This window comes from Nitrospirillum karajorum, assembly GCF_036348415.1.
In the GTDB taxonomy this organism is placed as follows: Bacteria; Pseudomonadota; Alphaproteobacteria; order Azospirillales; family Azospirillaceae; genus Nitrospirillum; species Nitrospirillum amazonense_B.
The window spans coordinates 725,910-744,278 of the sequence record NZ_JAZBQB010000002.1 but is presented as its reverse complement, the minus strand read 5'-3'; the positions used below and the strand labels follow the sequence as shown (position 1 = coordinate 744,278).

General features: G+C 61.4%; 14 protein-coding genes and 2 pseudogenes. 5 read left to right on the top strand and 11 right to left on the bottom strand.

What is annotated here, in order from left to right:
- Positions 1-31: 31 nt before the first annotated feature.
- Both UCD39_RS10890 and UCD39_RS10885 read left to right on the top strand, forming a co-directional pair.
- Positions 32-1,159 carry a glycerophosphodiester phosphodiesterase family protein gene (locus UCD39_RS10890; protein ID WP_330496048.1) on the top strand — a complete coding sequence of 376 codons (1,128 nt, stop codon included), beginning with the start codon at positions 32-34 and terminating at the stop codon, positions 1,157-1,159.
- A gap of 33 nt (positions 1,160-1,192) precedes the next feature.
- Positions 1,193-3,928 (top strand): pectinesterase family protein, encoded by a 2,736-nt coding sequence (locus UCD39_RS10885; RefSeq protein WP_330496047.1) that lies wholly within the window; start codon positions 1,193-1,195, stop codon positions 3,926-3,928.
- A gap of 120 nt (positions 3,929-4,048) precedes the next feature.
- Here UCD39_RS10885 and UCD39_RS10880 read toward each other — a convergent pair whose 3' ends face one another.
- Both UCD39_RS10880 and UCD39_RS10875 read right to left on the bottom strand, forming a co-directional pair.
- Positions 4,049-4,894: an IS3 family transposase gene (locus UCD39_RS10880; RefSeq protein WP_330496541.1), complete on the bottom strand. Its 846-nt coding sequence runs from the start codon at positions 4,892-4,894 to the stop codon at positions 4,049-4,051.
- Positions 4,843-5,193 carry a transposase gene (locus tag UCD39_RS10875; protein WP_330496046.1) on the bottom strand — a complete coding sequence of 117 codons (351 nt, stop codon included), beginning with the start codon at positions 5,191-5,193 and terminating at the stop codon, positions 4,843-4,845. Before UCD39_RS10875 ends, UCD39_RS10880 begins: the two co-directional genes overlap by 52 nt.
- A gap of 364 nt (positions 5,194-5,557) precedes the next feature.
- On the opposite strand from UCD39_RS10875, the gene UCD39_RS10870 reads away from it, so the two are divergent.
- Both UCD39_RS10870 and UCD39_RS10865 read left to right on the top strand, forming a co-directional pair.
- Positions 5,558-6,757: an IS256 family transposase gene (locus UCD39_RS10870; protein WP_330496045.1), complete on the top strand. Its 1,200-nt coding sequence runs from the start codon at positions 5,558-5,560 to the stop codon at positions 6,755-6,757.
- 185 nt (positions 6,758-6,942) lie between these two features.
- Positions 6,943-7,896, top strand: a complete 954-nt coding sequence (locus UCD39_RS10865; RefSeq protein WP_330496044.1) for an IS481 family transposase — start codon at positions 6,943-6,945, stop codon at positions 7,894-7,896.
- Here the strand turns inward: UCD39_RS10865 and UCD39_RS10860 are convergent.
- The 7 genes and pseudogenes from UCD39_RS10860 to UCD39_RS10830 all read right to left on the bottom strand — a co-directional run bounded on the left by UCD39_RS10860 (position 7,893) and on the right by UCD39_RS10830 (position 14,800).
- Positions 7,893-8,495, bottom strand: a complete 603-nt coding sequence (locus tag UCD39_RS10860) for a TetR/AcrR family transcriptional regulator (protein WP_330496043.1) — start codon at positions 8,493-8,495, stop codon at positions 7,893-7,895. The genes UCD39_RS10865 and UCD39_RS10860 overlap by 4 nt on opposite strands.
- 621 nt (positions 8,496-9,116) lie before the next feature.
- Positions 9,117-9,409: pseudogene (locus UCD39_RS10855) on the bottom strand (transposase); the annotation flags it as partial.
- A 46-nt stretch (positions 9,410-9,455) separates the two neighbouring features.
- Positions 9,456-9,938, bottom strand: coding sequence for a PqiC family protein (locus tag UCD39_RS10850; protein WP_330496540.1), 483 nt, complete (start codon positions 9,936-9,938; stop codon positions 9,456-9,458).
- Between the two features lie 116 nt (positions 9,939-10,054).
- Positions 10,055-11,716, bottom strand: coding sequence for a PqiB family protein (locus UCD39_RS10845; protein ID WP_330496042.1), 1,662 nt, complete (start codon positions 11,714-11,716; stop codon positions 10,055-10,057).
- Positions 11,713-12,834: a paraquat-inducible protein A gene (locus UCD39_RS10840; RefSeq protein WP_330496040.1), complete on the bottom strand. Its 1,122-nt coding sequence runs from the start codon at positions 12,832-12,834 to the stop codon at positions 11,713-11,715. Before UCD39_RS10840 ends, UCD39_RS10845 begins: the two co-directional genes overlap by 4 nt.
- Before the next feature lie 368 nt (positions 12,835-13,202).
- Complete coding sequence (locus tag UCD39_RS10835) at positions 13,203-13,778, bottom strand: TetR/AcrR family transcriptional regulator (RefSeq protein WP_330496039.1); 576 nt, start codon at positions 13,776-13,778, stop codon at positions 13,203-13,205.
- A 407-nt stretch (positions 13,779-14,185) separates the two neighbouring features.
- Positions 14,186-14,800 (bottom strand): outer membrane protein, encoded by a 615-nt coding sequence (locus UCD39_RS10830; RefSeq protein ID WP_330496038.1) that lies wholly within the window; start codon positions 14,798-14,800, stop codon positions 14,186-14,188.
- 367 nt (positions 14,801-15,167) lie between these two features.
- On the opposite strand from UCD39_RS10830, the pseudogene UCD39_RS10825 reads away from it, so the two are divergent.
- Positions 15,168-15,698 (top strand): annotated as a pseudogene (locus tag UCD39_RS10825) (transposase); the annotation flags it as partial.
- A 138-nt stretch (positions 15,699-15,836) separates the two neighbouring features.
- Here the strand turns inward: UCD39_RS10825 and UCD39_RS10820 are convergent.
- Entirely contained in the window at positions 15,837-16,424 is a 588-nt protein-coding gene (locus UCD39_RS10820) for a RidA family protein (protein ID WP_330496037.1), read from the bottom strand.
- Between the two features lie 24 nt (positions 16,425-16,448).
- Positions 16,449-18,050 carry a flavin monoamine oxidase family protein gene (locus tag UCD39_RS10815; RefSeq protein WP_330496036.1) on the bottom strand — a complete coding sequence of 534 codons (1,602 nt, stop codon included), beginning with the start codon at positions 18,048-18,050 and terminating at the stop codon, positions 16,449-16,451.
- Between the last annotated feature and the right edge of the window lie 319 nt (positions 18,051-18,369).

Below are 18,369 nucleotides of genomic sequence, written 5' to 3'. Positions count from 1 at the left end.
AGCGAGGTATCAGCTGCGAGGAGGCTTTCGCATGAAATTCTCAGTGGTGGCGCCCTTTGCGCTCGCGCTCTTTTTGGAATGTCCAGCTTTCGCCCAGACTGTTCTGCCCGTAACTCCCTCACCATATTTGGTCAGTTCAATAAATAAGGTGATGTTCCAACTTCCCGATGCGTCGTCCGATCTCGTTCTTCTTTCGGCGCATCGCGGTTCTTGGGAAGTGTACCCAGAGAACTCGGCCTATGCGCTGCAAGACGCCTGGAACTCAGGCTTTGAGACCGTCGAAATCGACGTGCGCTTCACGTCTGACAAGCAGGTAGTCCTTTCCCATGATTACAAGATCGATCGCGTCTCCACGGGAAGCGGCTTCCTGTACAGCCAATCGCTGGCCCAAGTGAAGGCTGTTGATTTGAGGGATCGGCATGGTCGCGTTTTCAAGGATGCGAACGGTAAAACCGCGAAATTCCTGACATTCTCCGAAGCATTGGATCTCCTGGCCCGTTATATCAGCACGGATGGGTATGGGTATTTGATGATCGTCGATGTGAAGGGCGCGGTGGATGATCAAGACCCCAGCGATCCGATCGAGCTGACCCAGAAATGCCTGGATATTCTCGCGGCCAAAAATAACGCGAATCTCAGTAAGGCGATCGTATTCAAATTAAAGTCCAAGGATGCGGTGGATCTCGGGACTTTCCTGAATAGGACAACCTACAATCCCGATGTCGTAGGCGGGCTTGTCGTTGTTGAAAATCCTGATGATGCCAACGTCAAGTCGTCAAATTATGATCCGCATCAAGATGTTGTTTACGACCAGTGGAATACCGCACCGTTTTCAGTCCAATTTGAAATGAACCAGTTTTACAAAGGAGATGGTCTGCAGAAATATTTCTTGTACAGCGATCAGAAGCAGGGGGCCGCAACGTACCACGAAAGTAATTATTATCCGGAAGGTGTGGCCAACAGTGCTGGTAAGTGCTGCTTCGGTCACAACACCGATCCGAAATCCACGGCCACGGGCGGAATCATCCCCGACTACCGGGGTGACCCCGAGATGGCGGTCATAAACCGCACCAATTTGATCACGACCGATTGGCCCGATGTGGTGGGTGACATGCTGCGCGCTCTTGGCCGTCGCAACATAGACCGACTGACCCACTGAAACTGAACCCCGATTTCCTGGAGGATTGTTCCTATGGGCGTCAAGTTGTCTTTGCTGTCGGGTGTCGCCGCAGTCTCATTATCGATCTCATTATCGATCGCCGTACCCGCTGCGGCGCAGAGTTGCACCGACCAGTCCGACTGCGCCAAGAAGGCCAGTGCGAAGATCGTTCAGACCCTCACCCCGAAGGTGGTGCCGATCTTCGGTGACTACCCCAAGCTCTACATCCACGACTCATACAGTAACCTGGATTATCCGGTGTCGTCCGATACCCGGCAGGCGTTTGACTTCTATACGAACAAGACGTCCTTCAATTTGCCTGCTGCTTCATCGATAACGTCGTCGGAGATCGCACCGGTAGATCCCGAAACCGGGTTCACGGTCCTGCTTGTCCAGAAGACACGCGATAATACCGCCTCTGCCGGAGGAAGTGCGCTTTCACTGCTGAGCACCACCGGTAATGATGCGTATCTTTCTATCAGCCTTGGTGCGAGGAATAATAATACCGGGCAAAAATGGTCTTTTGGAAAGGGACTTTTTCAGAGCGGAAGGACGCAAAATGCCTACTGGCAAAAGGCCTGGGACATGGATCTGCTCGGTCCTACCGGGTCCTTCTCAGGAACAGAGTGGGTGTATTACACTTTCACGCCCGACGGTAAGGTTCGTATAGATCGGTTCGCACCCTATACCTACTTCCTTGCCTTCACGGCTTATCAATGGGATCAGGCAGTGTTGGATGGCGGGTTTCCTCATGCGGCATACTCATTGGGAACCCCCACAGCCCGCCCGCAACCCGTCGTTTTCGGCTCCGTCGGATCATGGTTGATCGGCGCCGTCAATGTTCCGGGGCGCATATCACCCTTTGCAGACGCTGTCGGGGCTCTTCCCGGGATCGAGGGAATCACGATCTTCTCATCGCCCCTCTCTCAGCGGGAGGTGGTCGGCTATCAGGGGGCGCTGCGAGGCAGCTATTTCCTCGACGTGGACATGTTGCCGTGTAACAGCGGCCAATTTATCGAGGGCCAGATCAGAACCCCCTGCGGCACCGCTGGCCCCGGAAGCCCCCCATCCAATGTCGCCACGGTCGCCCAGGCCGGCTTGAACACCAATGTCGACATTAAAGGTGTGATCCTGAGCGCCAACGACGGTAGTGGTGGCAGCTTCACGACCATCAAAGCGGCGATCAGCGCGCTTCCGGCGAGTGGCGGGACCATCCGTATTCCGCCGGGAACCTACAATGAGACGTTGGATATCACCCAATCCAATGTCCGGTTGATTGGCACGGGCGAGGACGCGTCAGAGGTCGTTATCACCGGCAATCATGCCGCGGCCAAGACCAATCCCAATACGGGCCAGCCATATGGCACCTCGGGCAGCTACACTGTCGCCGTTGAGGGCGGCGACGTCTACATGAGTAACCTCACCATCCAAAACACCGCCGACTACGAAGGGCCAGACTACGGTGCCAACGGGCAGGCTGTCGCCCTCTATTCTAAAGGGGACAGGGCGGTATACCGGGCTATCCGCATTCTCGGCGGGCAGGACACGCTGTATGTCGGCAACTTGGGTCGGGCTTATTTCTCAAATTGCTATGTCGAAGGAAACATCGACTACATCTTCGGTAACGGCAAAGCTGTCTTCGACAACTGCACTATCAAAACGAAGATACACGATAGTTTAATAGGAGAAGCGACGGTTACCGCGCAGGAGCGGGAAAGCGCCAGCGAGAACAGTGGCTTTGTCTTCAGCAACGCGAAATTGATATTTGATAGTCCTTATATGTCGAATGTCTGGTTGGGGCGGCCTTGGGGGGCCTATTCAACCGTCTATTTTCTTAACTCGACGATGGGGCCGCAGGTCACGGATGGCGGTTGGATCGAGTTCATCCCGCCCTTAAATGGTCAATCCGGGACTAACAATCTGCCGACGTCGACATACAGGGAATACAATACGCGCTACGCCGACATGAATGGCCAGGGGGCAACGCCGTTCAATATCGCGCTGCGCGAGACCACATCCCCCCGGAGCAACATATCGCTGACGGCCGCCGAGGCTTCGGCGCTGGCGCCTGATATCTACCTGTCTGGTAACGACGGGTGGCAGCCAACGCATGTCACTGATAACGCAAAGACCACGACCCAGCAGGTTCCGGTTCCCGTGCCGGGGGCGGGCGTGCCGAAGGCGCCGATCATCACCGCTAAGGTTGGCGGCAACGGTGACGTCCAGGTGACTTGGGCTGGCCGGCCCGCCAATCCATCGGAACAGGGCTACACCATCACGGCGCGGCAACACGGCAGGAATTATGGACCGATCCAACTGCCCGCGTATGCCTATACAGGCTATATCGAGGTTGCGTTGAATGACGAGCCCGTGACGGTGCAGGTCAGCGAGGTCAATGCGACGGGCAGCAGTCCCGCGTCGGATCCGGTCAGCGTCACGCCGACCGCCCATGATCCCAGCATCCCGACGAATATCCAGATCACCCCGACAGCCACCGGCGCATCGTTGAGCTTCACCGTCAAAAGCCAGGGCGCGCAGCCCGTCTTCGGTGGCACGGTGCCACACGCTGGCGCCTATGCGGCCCTGTTTGCCAGCGAACTCGATGCCTATCAGGGCAAGGCCATCAATGGGACGAGCAGTGGTTTCACCACCAGCAACTGGTCTTTCTCCAACCTTGCCCCAAATACTACCTATTGGATGTCGCTCCGCGTTTTCAATGGTTCCTGGAGCCCGACCGTGATCACGTCCTTCCGGACTAAGATGAACTAACGCTGGACACATTGATAAAGAAATAGATGGCTTGTACTCGCTCTGTTTGCAAGCGGTTCGGTGCCAAATATTATTGAAAATTTGGGCGATATTGGAGTGGCCCCCTCGGGGTAGACAGCTTCAAGCCGCAGAATTGACCGATGATCGGGCGTGTTGTTCTTCGAATGCAATAGGGCTGAGATAGCCCAGCGCTGAATGACGGCGCCGGGCATTGTAAACCAGATCGATGAAACGCGGCAGATCGGCCACCACGTCGTCGAAGGTCTCGGCCATGGGATAAACGGCCTCGACCTTCAGGGTTTTCATGAAGCTTTCGGCCTTGGCGTTATCGTAGGGATTGTCGCGCCGGCTCATGGAGCCGACCAAGTCGTTGTCCGCCAAGATCTTTCGATAGGCGGCACTGGCGTATTGACTGCCACGGTCGGTGTGCTGAACACAGCCGGTGGATGGGCTTCGCGCGGCGATGGCGGCCTTCAAGGCCGCGATTGTCAGCCGGGTGTCGATGGAGCGGCTGATCGCATAGCCCACGACACGGCGAGACCAGGCGTCCAGGATCACGGCCACGTAGACGAAGCCGGCCGCCACGGCGACATATGTGATGTCGCCGACCCAGAGCTGGTCGGGCCCGGTAAGGGTCATGTCCGCCGCCCGGTTCGGGAAAATCGGCTCGTCATGGTCGCTGTCGGTCGTGGCGACGAACCGCCGCCGGCGCCGGGGTTGGAGGTCGTGCTCGCGCATGAGCCGGCGCACCTTCTTGCTGTTGACCACCAGCCCCTGCTGCCGCAGTTCCGCACCGACCCGCCGATAGCCGTAGCTTTCGAACTCGGCGCAGATGGCCTTCATCCGGTCCAGGATCATGGCGTCGCCATCGGTCTCGACGGGCACGTCATAGTAGGTGGAGCGCGCGATCCCCATCAGCCGGCAGCCTTCGGCGACGCTGAGACCGGCGGGCCGGCAATTACGGATGTAGTCCCGCTTTTGCTGGAGCGTCCGTGCTTCAGCGCCCCCTTTAGAAACTCGATCTCCAGCGCCTGCCGGCCGACCAGCCTTTCCAGGGCGGCGATCCGCCCTTCGTATTCCACGAGAAGGTTCGACGCCTCAACCTCCTCGTCGAATTCGCCGGCCTCCACCTTGGCGACCCAGATCCGGATCAGGTTGCGGCAGATGCCATGCCGTCTCGCCAAGCCGGACAAGGCTTCCCTGGCCGCGTACTCGGCAACTACCTGGCGTTTGAACGCGATGCTGTAAACTCGGTGCTTCGCCATGACCCCACTCCTGCAAGGCCCGACATCACCGTCAATCTTTTATACCCGCTGTGTCCACCCCAAGGGGCGCACTCCAGTTCTGGGACTATCTTGGCCACAGCTCGCCGTTCCGGAAGCAGCCGAGATCCCTGACCTCTCTGCGCTCGTCGCCAAACCAGTCTGACAATCAGCAGGCCGCCCGGGACTTTACCCCTGTTACAGGCCCGCCAGGGTCACGTCCCCCCGGATGGTGTAGCAGGCACCGGTGCCGGAACAGCCCTGTAGGACGGCGTAGCCGGCCGGAAGGGCTGCCCCGGCGGGCGGTCATCGTGGGTCTTCGGTAAAGTCTGGTCACCACAACTATCCCCAACCGAGGGTGACCACGATGACCGACGAGATGATGGCACTGCGCAGCATGCTGGAAAAGGGCGCAGACGCCGATGTGCTGAGGCAGATGATCGGCTTTGCCGCTGAGCGGCTGATGGAATTGGAAGTCCATGCCCTGACCGGGGCGGCGCCTGGGGAGCGGTCACCCGACCGCCTGGTCCAGCGCAACGGCTACCGCGACCGCGACTGGGAAACCAGGGCCGGCACGGTGGAACTGCGCATCCCCAAGCTGCGCAAGGGCAGCTACTTCCCGGGCTTCCTGGAGCCCCGGCGCATGGCGGAAAAGGCGCTGACCGCCGTCATCCAGGAAGCCTATATCCAGGGCATCTCCACCCGCTCGGTGGACGACCTGGTGCAAGCCATGGGCATGTCGGGAATATCCAAGAGCCAGGTCAGCCGGTTGTGCGCCGACATCGACGACCGGGTGAAGGCCTTCCTCGACCGGCAGATCGAGGGTGACTGGCCCTATCTCTGGATCGACGCCACCTATGTGAAGGTCCGCCAGGACAAGCGCACCGTCTCGGTCGCCGTCACCATCGCCATGGCGGTCAACAGCGACGGCCGCCGCGAGGTGCTGGGCATGGACATCGGCCCGTCGGAGGCGGAAACCTTCTGGACCGACTTCCTGCGCAAGCTCAAACGCCGGGGGCTGAAAGGCGTCAAGCTGGTCGTCTCTGACGCCCATGAGGGCATCAAGGCCGCCGTCGCCAAGGTGTTCTGCGCCACCTGGCAGCGCTGCCGGGTGCATTTTATGCGCAACGTCCTGGCCCACGCCGGCAAGAACGGCCGCCGCGTCGTCTCCGCCTTCATCGCCACCGCCTTTGCCCAGAACGATGCCGCCGCGGCCAGAGCCCAGTGGCGCCAGGTGGCCGATCAACTCCGCCCCAAGGTGCCCAAACTCGCCACCCTGCTGGACGAGGCCGAGAACGACGTGCTGGCCTACATGACCTTCCCGAAGGAACATCGGGCCAAGATCCACTCCACGAACCCCATCGAACGCCTCAATGGCGAGATCAAGCGCCGCACCGAGGTCGTCGGAATATTCCCAAACGAGGCCGCCATCACCCGCCTCGTCGGTGCCATCCTATTGGAACAGAACGATGAATGGGCCGTCCAACGCGCCCGTTACATGACCCTTGAGACCATCGCTCCGCTCAGCGATGATCCAACCATCATGCTGGCCACAATGGCCGCATGACACAGCCGGCCAGATATGCCGGAGAGCACGACGCCAAAGCGCGAGCTACACCACGTCAGGGGACACGATCCCCGCCAGCCCCGGCGAATTAGCCAGACTAGATGTGAGTTGCCAATAGGTTGTCCACTCGATCCTGCCGGAGGAAGCTGAGGTTGCGAAGCTTCAGCAATCCTCGGGAGGATCGAGTGAACGTGCACAAGAATGCCCGATTGACGCCAAGGGGTCGAGCCGAGTTGGTTCGGCGAGTGCTCGCCGGCGACGGCGTTCAGGCCGTGGCGACAGCCTTCGGCACGACGGCGAAGACCGTCAGGAAATGGGTTGAACGGTACCAGGCCATGGGCCTGCCCGGCCTGGAGGACCGGTCCTCCAGGCCGCACCGACTGCGCAAGCCCACACCGCCGGCCGTGGTGGAACAGATCATCGCTTCGCGCCGGCAGCGCTTGGTCGGGAAGCAAATCGCCCAGGAAGCTGGGGTCTCCTGCTCAACGGTCAGCCGTGTCCTCCGGGCTGCGAAACTCAGCCGCGCCAAAGACCTTCAACCGCAGGAACCGGTCATCCGCTATGAGCGCAAGGCACCAGGCGAACTGATCCATCTGGACATCAAGAAGCTGGGCCGCTTCGAGAAAGTCGGCCATCGCATCACCGGCGACCGTACTGGCCAGAGCAACAGCCGAGGCGTCGGCTGGGAGTTCGTCCACGTCTGCATCGATGACGCCTCACGCTTGGCGTTCAGCCAGATCATGAAAGACGAGACAACCCAAAGCTCCGTCCCGTTCCTCAAGGCCGCGGTCGCCTACTACGCCAGCCTGGGCATAAAGGTCACCCGCGTCATGACCGATAACGGTTCCTGCTACAGGGCCTTCGCCTTCCGCGACGCCTGTGCCGAGTTGGGCCTGAAACACATCAGGACAAAACCCTACACCCCGAAAACCAACGGCAAGGCCGAGCGCTTCATTCAAACCGCCCTGCGGGAGTGGGCCTACGCAAAGGCGTATCCCTCCTCAGACGGGCGCGCCGCCGAATTGCCCGCCTGGCTGCACCGATACAACTGGCATCGACCACACAGCAGCCTAAAATCATTGCCGCCCATCAGCCGCATCGGCCTCGATCGGGACAACCTGATGACACTCCACAACTAGAGCTCTGTATCGGAAGGCTTTCTGCTTATGGCGAGCTTCAAGAGGCTCAGATGCGTGGTCAGCATGCCGTTGGGGGCAGGTGCCTCTCCCTCATTCATGATCAGTCGCCAAATATTGGTCATCATGACGGGGGCAATCAGGATTTCCTCTATGAACGGCAGGTTGGTGACCTCTTGCCGGAACTCGCCGGACGCCACCCCGTTCTGAAGCACCCGCCGCAGGATGGCGGTGGCGGGAACCATAATTTCTTCGCGATAGAGTTGTGCCAGTTCTGGAAAGCGGTCCGCCTCCGTGATGATCATTTTCATTAGTTGATGGTGGGGGCCAGGCTTTCCGATCTGGTCATAACCCACTTCAAAGAGGGACCGCATAAGATCCAAAGCCGTTGCCGCGCCCTCTGTCATCGTGCGTTCGGCCACGGAATGGGCGGGCTGGATGTAAGAGCGCGCGGTTGCCCTGAAAAGATCTTCTTTAGAAGAAAAATAGTGATATATCAGGCTTTTAGTGACGCCTACCCGAGCTGCGACGGACGCCATGCTGGCGCCGCCATATCCTTGTTGGGCGAATTCCGCCAGCGCGGCCTCCAAAATCAGCGGCATCCGTTCTTGTGGTGGTAGACGGCGCTGCGGCGCTGCCCCGCGTGTCGCCCTTTTTACCCTGCCCGTGCCTGTGACTGGGTTCCCTCTGGCGGAATCTCGCATTCGTGTTCTCCGATTGGCTATTGACTGATCGGTCAGTTATAGCTTATCAAGCCCTTATTGACCAAACGGTCTATAAGGGTTGTTGGCGTAAAGCGCCAGTGGTTGGTTTCGCCTGGCAGCGTTTTGTGACGTTGGCGCGTTCGTTGGATGTGCCGGAACGCAGTGTATTCTCAACCTATAGCGCCCCAAAAAGATGAAAATGTAACCGAGTGTATTTTATGCCATTACCCATGGCGTGAATACTCATGCCAATTTTACAAATAACTTACGCCTATTATAAATAAAATGTGTATGCCTTCTGGCCAATTTATCTTCCTATCGGCCGACATTAAATGTCTCTTGTCTTGTGGCGCAGTAGCTTTTGGAAGCCTGATCGTGAATCTGATCATCTTCAAATCAAGGCGTCGAATAGAGCCCGTTTTTCAGTCCGAAGCCGCGGAGTGCGGGCTGGCGTGCCTGGCCATGGTGGCGCGGGACTGCGCGCATCCTAGTGGTGTGGACACGCCTGCTGCTGCCCAACATCGACTTGTCTCCCGGGCGAAGAAGGCTGCCGCGTTTTTTAACAGATCCCGTTCTTGGCGCAGAATCTTGTTCTCTTGCCGAAGCCGCGCCAGTTCTTTCTCAACATCCGGGTGTGGGCCCGAAAGTAATTCTGTCTCTGTCGCTTGCGTCTTCCAACGCTGCAACGTCGATTTCCCGATTCCAAGGTCCCCAGCCACTTCCGCGACCGTCCGCCCGCTTGTCGATAAAATCCGTAGCGCCTCCTGCTTGAACGCCGCCGTGACCTTCGCCTGCTTCACACGAACCATCATTAACCTCCATCAGACCCAAATTTTGGGGTGATGGCTCTCCACTTTTTCAGGGCAAGTCCACCGCCGGGGTAATGGAAAGTGTGCTGGCCGCGCGATCCGCCACGCGACCCAGCGCGAGGCTGAGTGCGGCCACGAGGGCTGCCGTGCTGCGACCGTCGGGTGCAATGACGACCTCCACCCGACATGATCGTAAAATCCTCATTCCAGCCAAGCGCAGGGTAAGCTGAGCAGACAGGACGGCGTGTCCAGCGGCATCCGCTTCGAACCGGTCAAGGACCACCCCCATGACGACGTCCGCCGCATCCATGATGGGCGCCATGTCCCGCCGTACGCTGCCGCCGGGTAACCGTTGCTCCAAATCCTGGGCCAGGATCTCCGCCACCATGTCACCCAAGGGGGCGGCCCAGCGCTGATTATTCGAGATCATCAGCCTTACATCGCTGGTGGCTTGCGCGATGCCGGGTTGGTCAAGGGCGCGCGCCACGACGACATCGCGCAGGTCAATGCGCAAGGTTACAGGTGTCCGCACCGGTCCCGGAACCACCGCCAAGCGGTACCAGTCTGGTTCGGGTGAGGCGCACCCCACCAGCGGCGATAAAGCCAGCAGCAGAAAGAGGCGGCGGTAGGGAGATATTCTGCGCCTTATCACGGTTTCCCCCGGACCAAGGCTTCGGGATGACGCTCCAGCGCGTCAGCCAATTGACGTATGGCGCGGGCGGCGTCTGACACGTCACGCAACGCGTGGCTGGCCTGGCGATTGAAAGGCGAATCCCCGCCGTATCCACGATCGGCCGCCGCCAGAAGGGCGTCAGCGCGTTGTAACGTTTGGTCAAGGGTGGCGGCGATGGCGGGCAATTGCCGTAGCGCGGGCGACAGGTTGCCGTCGGCCGTCCGCAACAAAGTCTGCGCTTGGGCCAAGGTGTCTGACAAGCGGACAAGGACGCCCTGCAACTCCGGACCGCCGATCACGCCATTCAGAGATACCAGGACGGCATTGAGGTTGCGGCCCATCTCGTCCAAGGGCAGGCGTTCCAGCCGGCCGGCCAGGGTGCCGATGGCTTGGGTCAGGTCGCCGTCCCCAATGACCGCCGGCAGGACCGGGACGCCCCGCTCCAGATACATGGTGGCCGGGGGCGTGTCAGGCATCGGATCGAGCGCCAGCGCCTTTTGGCCGGTCAGCAGGTTCGCGTTACGCAGACGCAGGCGGTAGCCCCGGGCAACGAGCCGGGCGAGCGCGGGGCCCAAATCTTCTGTTGAAAGCGAGGTGCCGGCCGTTATACGCCCAGGTTCCAAAGCCATTCGCACTGGCACGCTGAAGTGATCGGCGGCGGCGTCATAAGCCAGATCGACCGCGGTGACGCTTCCGATCCGAATGCCGTGGAGTTCCACCGGCGACCCGATGGACAATCCCGCCGCCGAGCCGCCGAGATACGTCAGGACTTCAAGCCGGCGCGTTTGCGCCGCCGAGGCCTCCTCTGGGCTGTCATAAAGACGAAAAGACGTTGCCGACGTTGCCGGGGGAGCGTTCAGCCGATCGGCCGGGGTTTCAAACGCGATGCCGCCGCCCAGCACGGCGCTGAGGCTTGCCAGCTCCAGCTTCAACCCACCAGGCCCGAAACTGGCACTGATGCCAGAACTGCTCCAGAAGCGGGAGCTTGTGCGGACGTAGGTGTCGAACGGCGCGCGGACGAAGATGTGCACGGTGATGTCGCCACTTGAACCCGGCGGATCGATGGACTGAACCTCACCCGCTGGCACATCCCGGAACAATAGAACCGACCCCGGTCGTAGGGCGCCCAACCGGGTGGCCAGCAAGGTGAAGGATCGCCCAGGTTCGCCTTCACGCACGGGCGGCGGCTCATCCAGGCCCGTGAAGGTCGGCACGGGCTTGCCGTCTCGCGGCCCAGGGTCAAACTCGACATAAGCACCGGCGACGATGGTCTCGATCCCCGATATCCCGCCTGGGCCCAGACGGGGGCGCACCACCCAGAAGTGGGCGCCCTCTTTCAACCGATCGGTCAGTTGGGGCGCGAGGCGCAGCGTCACCCGGACCTTGGAAAGATCGGGCGCCAGCCGCATGGCCACCACCGTACCGACTGGTATCGAGCGATGGCGCACCAGGCTCTGCCCAGGGACCAGACCCTCGGCATTGCTGAACTCCACGGTGGCCAAAGGGCCACGGTCCACCCAAGCGCGATAGCCGAGCACGGCCAGGATCACCACCGCGGCCAGGGGCGCCAGCCAGATCCAGCTTTTAGGCGGCAGGTGGCGGCGTGCCGCGGTGGCCGAAGGGATCGGCGCCGTCATCGCGCGCCTTCCAGCGGAGCGACGCCATCATCCAGGGCGTCCCACATAAGCCGGGGGTCGAAGGCCTCGGTTGCCAGCATGGTCAGGATAACGACCGCACCGAAAAAGGCGGCCCCCGCCCCCGCTGTGATCGATGCCAAAGCGCCGAAGCGCACCAAGGCCACCAGCACGGCGGCGACAAAGACGTCCACCATGGACCAGCGACCCGTGACCTTGATCAGGTGATAGAAGCGGGTGCGAAGAGGAAGGGCCCAGGTTGATCGACGATGGGTTAGCCAGGCCAGGATTGTCAGCCCAACCAGTTTCAGCAGGGGCACCACCACACTGGCCAGGAAGCCCAGCACCGCCAAGGGCCAGTATCCAGCTTGCACGAACTCCGCCAGGCCGCCCAAGATGGTGTGCGCGCCCCCCTGGCCCAGGCTCGTGACGATCATGACGGGCAGCAGATTGGCCGGAAGATAGAGTAGCGCCGCCGCGAGCAGAAGGGCGGTGGTGCAGGCCAGGCTCGCGGGCGTGCGGCGATGCAAGGGGGTGCCGCAGCGGGCACAGGGTGCGCCCTGCACGGTGGGGCTAAGCCGCCGACAGCAGGGGCAGGCAATGACGGCCGAGGGGCCAAGCGCCGATGGCGGGGTATGCCCAGGCATGGCGATCGCTCCGCATTCTTCCAAGGCGTCCCAGGCTGCTTGCGACTGGAAGGCGGCGTCGGCGACCAGCGTCGCCAGGACCGTGGCTCCTAGCGCATAGGCCGCCAGTCCGAAATGAACATCGGCGACAGCATCCAAGCGGATGCAGGAGACCAAGGCCCCCAGTAGGAAGATCTCCAGCATGCTCCATGCCGTCAGCGCCTCGTGCCAGCGTAATGGCAGGAATAGCCACCGGGGTGGCCGAGCCTGACGAAGGCCGCCCAGAACCACCACCCTCAGCCCCAGGCGGGCAAGTGGAACGAGCACCACCGTTACCAACAGCATGAGGGAGAGCATCCACAAGCCTTCGTCCAGGAAGGCCCAGGCGCCCGATCCCACATGGCTGGCCTGTGCGCCGCCCAAAAGCAGTACGCTGAGGAAAGGGGTGCTGACGGTGATGCCGCAAAGTAAAAGCCCCGCGGCAGCGAATGCCAAAGGAAAGTCGCCTAAACGTGATGAAGGCTGTGCCAATTCCATTCCGCACCGCGGGCAGCGGCAAGGCTGGTCCACCAAGGAGGGGGGCGTGTATGACAACTGCCCGCAATATCGGCACGCCCGCTTGCGGGGCGCGCCATATGGCGGGGGCGGAAGAGCCGATACCGCGCCAATGCTATCGGACTGATATCGATCTGCCATTGATGTCCAGGGCGCCATGTTGCTGTTCCCTTATTGGCCCATGCGCCGTCCTTCGGCTGTGAGGGGCCCCTGCTGAGGACGCTACCCTACGGCCTGATAAACAAAACATCTAGGCGGTTTGTTTGTCAGGCCTTGGCATACCATTCACGCTCAAAGGAATGTCAGGTTCAGTTGTCACCTTCGACAATCCGCCTTAAACCATCATCGACCCCAAGCAAGCTGAAAAGGCGGGCGCGCTCCCCTGGGGACAGCGGACAAAGCCCGAACAAGGCGGCGAGCGCCAAGCCCCGCGCGGTGTACCAGCGCAACAGGGCTAGGTCCGGGTGCACCGCTTCCCTTTTGATCGTTTCCAGCACACAGTGTGCCGCGTTCCGTACGTGTGTCACCAAGGCCGGGTCTTCCGCCATGGCTCCAACAACGGCATAGGCGATAGGGCTTGGGTTCGTCGCCACCTCATTCAAAATCTCGATCTCGGCGCGCAACGTTGGCTCAGGCTGGCAGGGAGGAAATTCGGCGAGACGCTTGTGGAGGCTGTTTGTGCCGTGTTCAATTTGACAATCCAACAGGGCCGCCAACACTGCGGCTTTGGTACGGAACTGGTGCATTATACCGCCTTTACTAATTCCACTTTCTTTGGCGATTGCATCCAAAGTCAGGCGCTTAGGCCCATCGCGCATTATTATCGCCAATGCGGTATCCATCACTGCGGTACGGGTGCGTTCGGAGCGGGTGGAATTTTCCACTTGATGCCTCCAAAATGGAAATATTCAACGCGTTGTATCAAATAGAACAAAAATAGCAATATAGAATATTATTTTTCAATTAAGGTGTTTATACTCTCATCCAGGCTCTTCTTTGAATCATTTTCATTGCTCCATGGTGTCCGCAGAGACTGTGGGCGCCATGGAGCGCTTCATTAAAGCAGATCGCCCAAAGGTGGAATCGCCTCTGGGCGTGAAGCTGCTCGCGGACAGGCTCAGCCATAGTTGGCTGTGGTTCCGATTAAACGCAGCCGGCTATAGCGCGTTGGTGTGACCTCTGCGCACGACCATCCACAGTAAATAGTAGGACGTGTTGAAATTGGTCTTGGCCGCCCGTCCGCGTTGGTGGGCCCTTGGATTGGGTCATGGAATATGAGCGTGCTGCCCTTCTAAAAGTGGTAATTCACACCAAACCGCACGGCGTGAAATCTGGCCTCCGTCTTGATTAGATTGTCATTTTTGAAGCTCTTGGAAAGATCAGTGTAGAGGTACCCCACCTTGGTGGAGAGGTGTGGCAAGACCATCCATTCTATGCCGCCTCCTGCAGTCCACCCGCCGCGCATGCGGGTGTTGATCCTATTGTCGACTTGTCCAAAAGCCAGGCCGGCCATTCCGTAGACCAGCATATCTAAGCCCGCCGGCGTGAAACCGGCCTTCAGCCGTCCGCTGCCGAACCAGGGCAGAGCAGTATCGGATGACGTGGTGCCGTTCTTTTTCGACTGCTTTCCCGCATAGTCGAAGTCGTTCTCGATGCCGAGGATGAACATAGGGGACAATTCGAAATTATAGCCGACCTGGGCTCCACCGAAGGCATTGTTGCTGTTGTACCTGCTGGTTCGTCCGCCGCTGCCCGCTGACGCAGCGCCGCCCGCACCGAACGTTCCGCCGGCATTGACGCCTGCATAAAGGCCAGGCCAGTCCGCGGCTGACGCGCCACTGGAAGCAGGCAGCGCCAACAGGGTGACGCCCAGCAAGGCGGCTGGCGCCAGTGTCTTGATGATCATGTGATTTCCCCTTGTGCAATTCGCTGCGCACCAATCGGTGCCGAGGTCCGGTGGGTTCGACACGTCGCACGACATATAAAACCGACCAGGCGGTTTGTAAAAGGGAATTTTCTAACTATGCGCCGCTCCAAGGGGGGCGAGGGTTACAAGGGCTGACGGTGATGCTCGCTGAGGTTCTGGCGCGCGGAAATTTCGATGTGAACCGGCATCGAAGTGGGCCCCCTGGGAAAAGCCAGGCAACGTACTAACCCGGATTATGCATCGGGGCCGTAATTTTGGTTGGCCGGTGTAGCACAAGTCATTGATTAGTTTTAGGATTCAGTCGCCAAAACACAAATCCGCCCGAACCAAGGACGCTGCACCCGCCATGCGGGAGAATACGCCGCTGCTGCCCGGCCTGTCACCCATTTCGGGCAAGTGCGTGGAGGCCTGTTTTGACGGGGGCAGCCTGTCGTCGGATGCCGGAGTGCTGGCGCTGCGGGAGATTGATATCCGGCTGAATGTGGCGGCGCGGCTGGCGGCCTGCATCGCCGATACCCGTCAGCCCGAGCGGGTCCGGCACAGTCTGGCCGACATCATCCGTTTCCGCCTGCTGATGATCGCCTGCGGCTATGAGGATGGCATCGACGCCGACAGTCTGCGCGGCGATCCAGCTTTCAAGATGGCGCTCGGCCGATTGCCCTCGGCGCCGGATCTCTGTTCGCAATCCACCATCTCGCGTCTGGAGAACCGACCGGACGCCCGCGCCCTGCTGCGCATGGGCCGGGCCATGGTCGAGCTTTACTGCACCAGTTTCCGCCAGGTGCCGCAGCGCATCGTGCTGGATATCGACGATACGTTCGACGCTACCCATGGCCACCAGAAGTTGCGGCTGTTCAACGCCCATTACGACGAATATGCGCGCCCCCGCAACCAAATCAAGCCGGTAACCTCGATAGGTTACGGGCTTTTTGCTGCTCAGCCCGCACAGGTTTGGCCGCACGAGAACGGAAGTTTCCGGCCGCCACGGCCTCTTGTGGCAGTATTGATGGGCGTGTCAGGCGGCCGCGGCGGAGCTGGCTGGTGCGCTCCCCGCCTTATTGGACAGCAACCCGCTGGCGTCAGTGTTTCCCCCGCCAACCTTGGCGGCGGTCAGCTCGATCTCCACCAGGGCGCCGGGCAGCACCAGGGCCGCAACCTTCACGGTGCTGCGCGCCGGCTTGTTGGGCTGGGCCGCCGTGCCGAAATACTGCGTCCAGGCCGCTTGCAGGCCGGCGAAGTCGATATCCCCGCCCTTGTTCGGGTCGCCGGCCAGGAAGACGTGGGCCTGGACCACATCGCCCAGGCCATAGCCCAGGCCCTCCAGCGTGGCCTTCAGTTTCGACAGGACGCTCAGCGTCTGCGCCTGCGTGTCGCCATAGGCCTGGACGCTGCCCTTGGGGGCGTTGGGATCGATCACGGCGGGCAGCGCGCCGCTGAGATAGACCGTCTCCGCCCCGGCGGGCACGGTGACGGCGGCGGCGATGGGGCTGTCGGCGTTGGGCCCCTGGGTGCGCACGATGCCGGTTTCGGCCCTGGCATCAGCGACGGCGGCCGGAAGGGCGGCCAACAGGGCCAGGGCGGACAGCAGGATGGATGGGCGCATCTTGTTTGGTCTCCTCATGAGGTGTCAGCCGTGTCGCGCGGTTTTGGGGGCCCGGCCGGCCAGGGCATCGGCGGCGACCCGGCGGGCCAGTTCCACCACCGTGCGCTGGGCCGCCAGGACACCACCCTCCTGCCAACTGGGCAACTGGCTGAGATGGGCGCCGCTGAAATAGACGCGGCCGGCAGGTTGATTTAACAGGGCGTAGGCGGCCGGATCGTTGCCGTCCTGGTCCCAGTGCAGCCAGGGACCCAGGTTGAAGGGCACCTTGCTCCAGTTCACCACCACCGGCTTGACGAGGTCGGCGCCATGGCCCGGATGCAGGCGGTCGACCGAGGCGCGGGCGAGGGCGACCTGCTCCACCAGCGGCCGCTTCTGGAAGGCGGCGGCCGTCGCGCCGGCATTGTAGGTGGCCACCAGCAGACCCCGGTCCTGGTCATAGCCGCCGCTGGGATACCACACCAGGGAGGTGTCCCCGCCGGTGTAGGAGATGCCGCCATAAATCTGCTCCCGCTCCCAAAAGCGCGGCGCCTCGAACGCCACCTTGTTGGCGGCGTCATAAACGGCGCTGGCGATGGCGGCTTTCACCGGGGCGGGGAAATCGCTGTCGATGCCGGCCAGGACGGGCAGGGGAATGGTGACCACGGCATAGTCGGCGGCCAGTTCATGCCCCTGTCCCGTCCGCCCGTCGCGGTAGCGGATGGTGACACCGGTGGGGGCGGAGCGGATGCGGTCCACCACCGCGTTCAGGCGGGGCGGGGCCTTCAGCGCCTTGGCCAGCGCCACCGGGATGCGGTCCATGCCGCCCACGGGCTGGAACATGGTCGCCTGCATCAGGATGTTTTCCTCGAACAGGATGGCGGGGGGCACCGTGTCCTCCCCCAGCAGGTCGCGCAGGGGCAGGGGCGCGCGCTTTGTGCCCACCTGGTCGGCCGCTCCTGGCGGCTGGACATAGCCCGCGCGGTCGGAGCCGTCATAGCGTCCCTCCGGCGACAGGTCGCCATAGGATTTCAGGAAGGCCAGCAGCCGTTCCTTGTCCTCCGCCGTCAGTTCCTGGTCCAGGGCGCCCCGCCGGGTGGCCTTGGCCAGCAGCTCCGACAGCTCGCCGCGCACGTCATTCACCGCCTGGCGCTGTTGGATGGGACGGCCGCCGTTGGCGGCCCTGGTCTGGATCAGGGCGCTACGGCTGCTGTTGACCTCCACCTCCAGCGGCACCTTGAGATCGCGGACATAGCCCAGCAGGCCCTGGTGATGGCTGGGGATGCGGGCCGGGCCGGCATTGAAGTAGAGCCCGGGCGACAGCCGCGCCGTCTGGTCGGCCTCCCCCGCCAGCGTGACGCGGTCGCCGTCGCGGATGGACCAGGTCCTGCCCCCCACGCGGCCGCGGGCCTCCAGCACCACGACATCGAAGCCGGCACGCTCCAGCTCATAGGCCGCCACCAGCCCGGCGATGCCGGCGCCCAGCACGACGACGCGCCGCCCCGTCCCGGTGGCGGCGGGCAAGGCCGGTGGGCCGGCGTAAGCCGTGGGCACGGGCGTCAGCCCCAGTGCCGTCATGGTGCCATAGGCGGCGGCATAGCCGCCCCATTGCGCCGCGCGCGCCAGCAGTCGCCGACGGGTTATGGCCATCTGTGAGTCCTCCACGCATCCTTTTGCTGGGGGAGACAGTGCCGATGAGGGGATAGGGGCGATATTGAATTAAAATTAACAGCCTTATCAGTTTATTCGATTGTTCAATATTTTAAAAATGCCACAGCCATTTCCGGAGTCGGCGCCCTCCATAAAGTGAAATCAAATGCAGGTGGCAGGTCCATGTGCACATCCCCGCTCATAATTTGACGGGCGCTTAACGAACACATTGAGCGATGCAATTTGTGCGGTGGGCACGGGGGCGGCAACCCTGGGGCATGGTCGCCGCGACCCGTCATGGCAGCGGCCAGCCATTCCA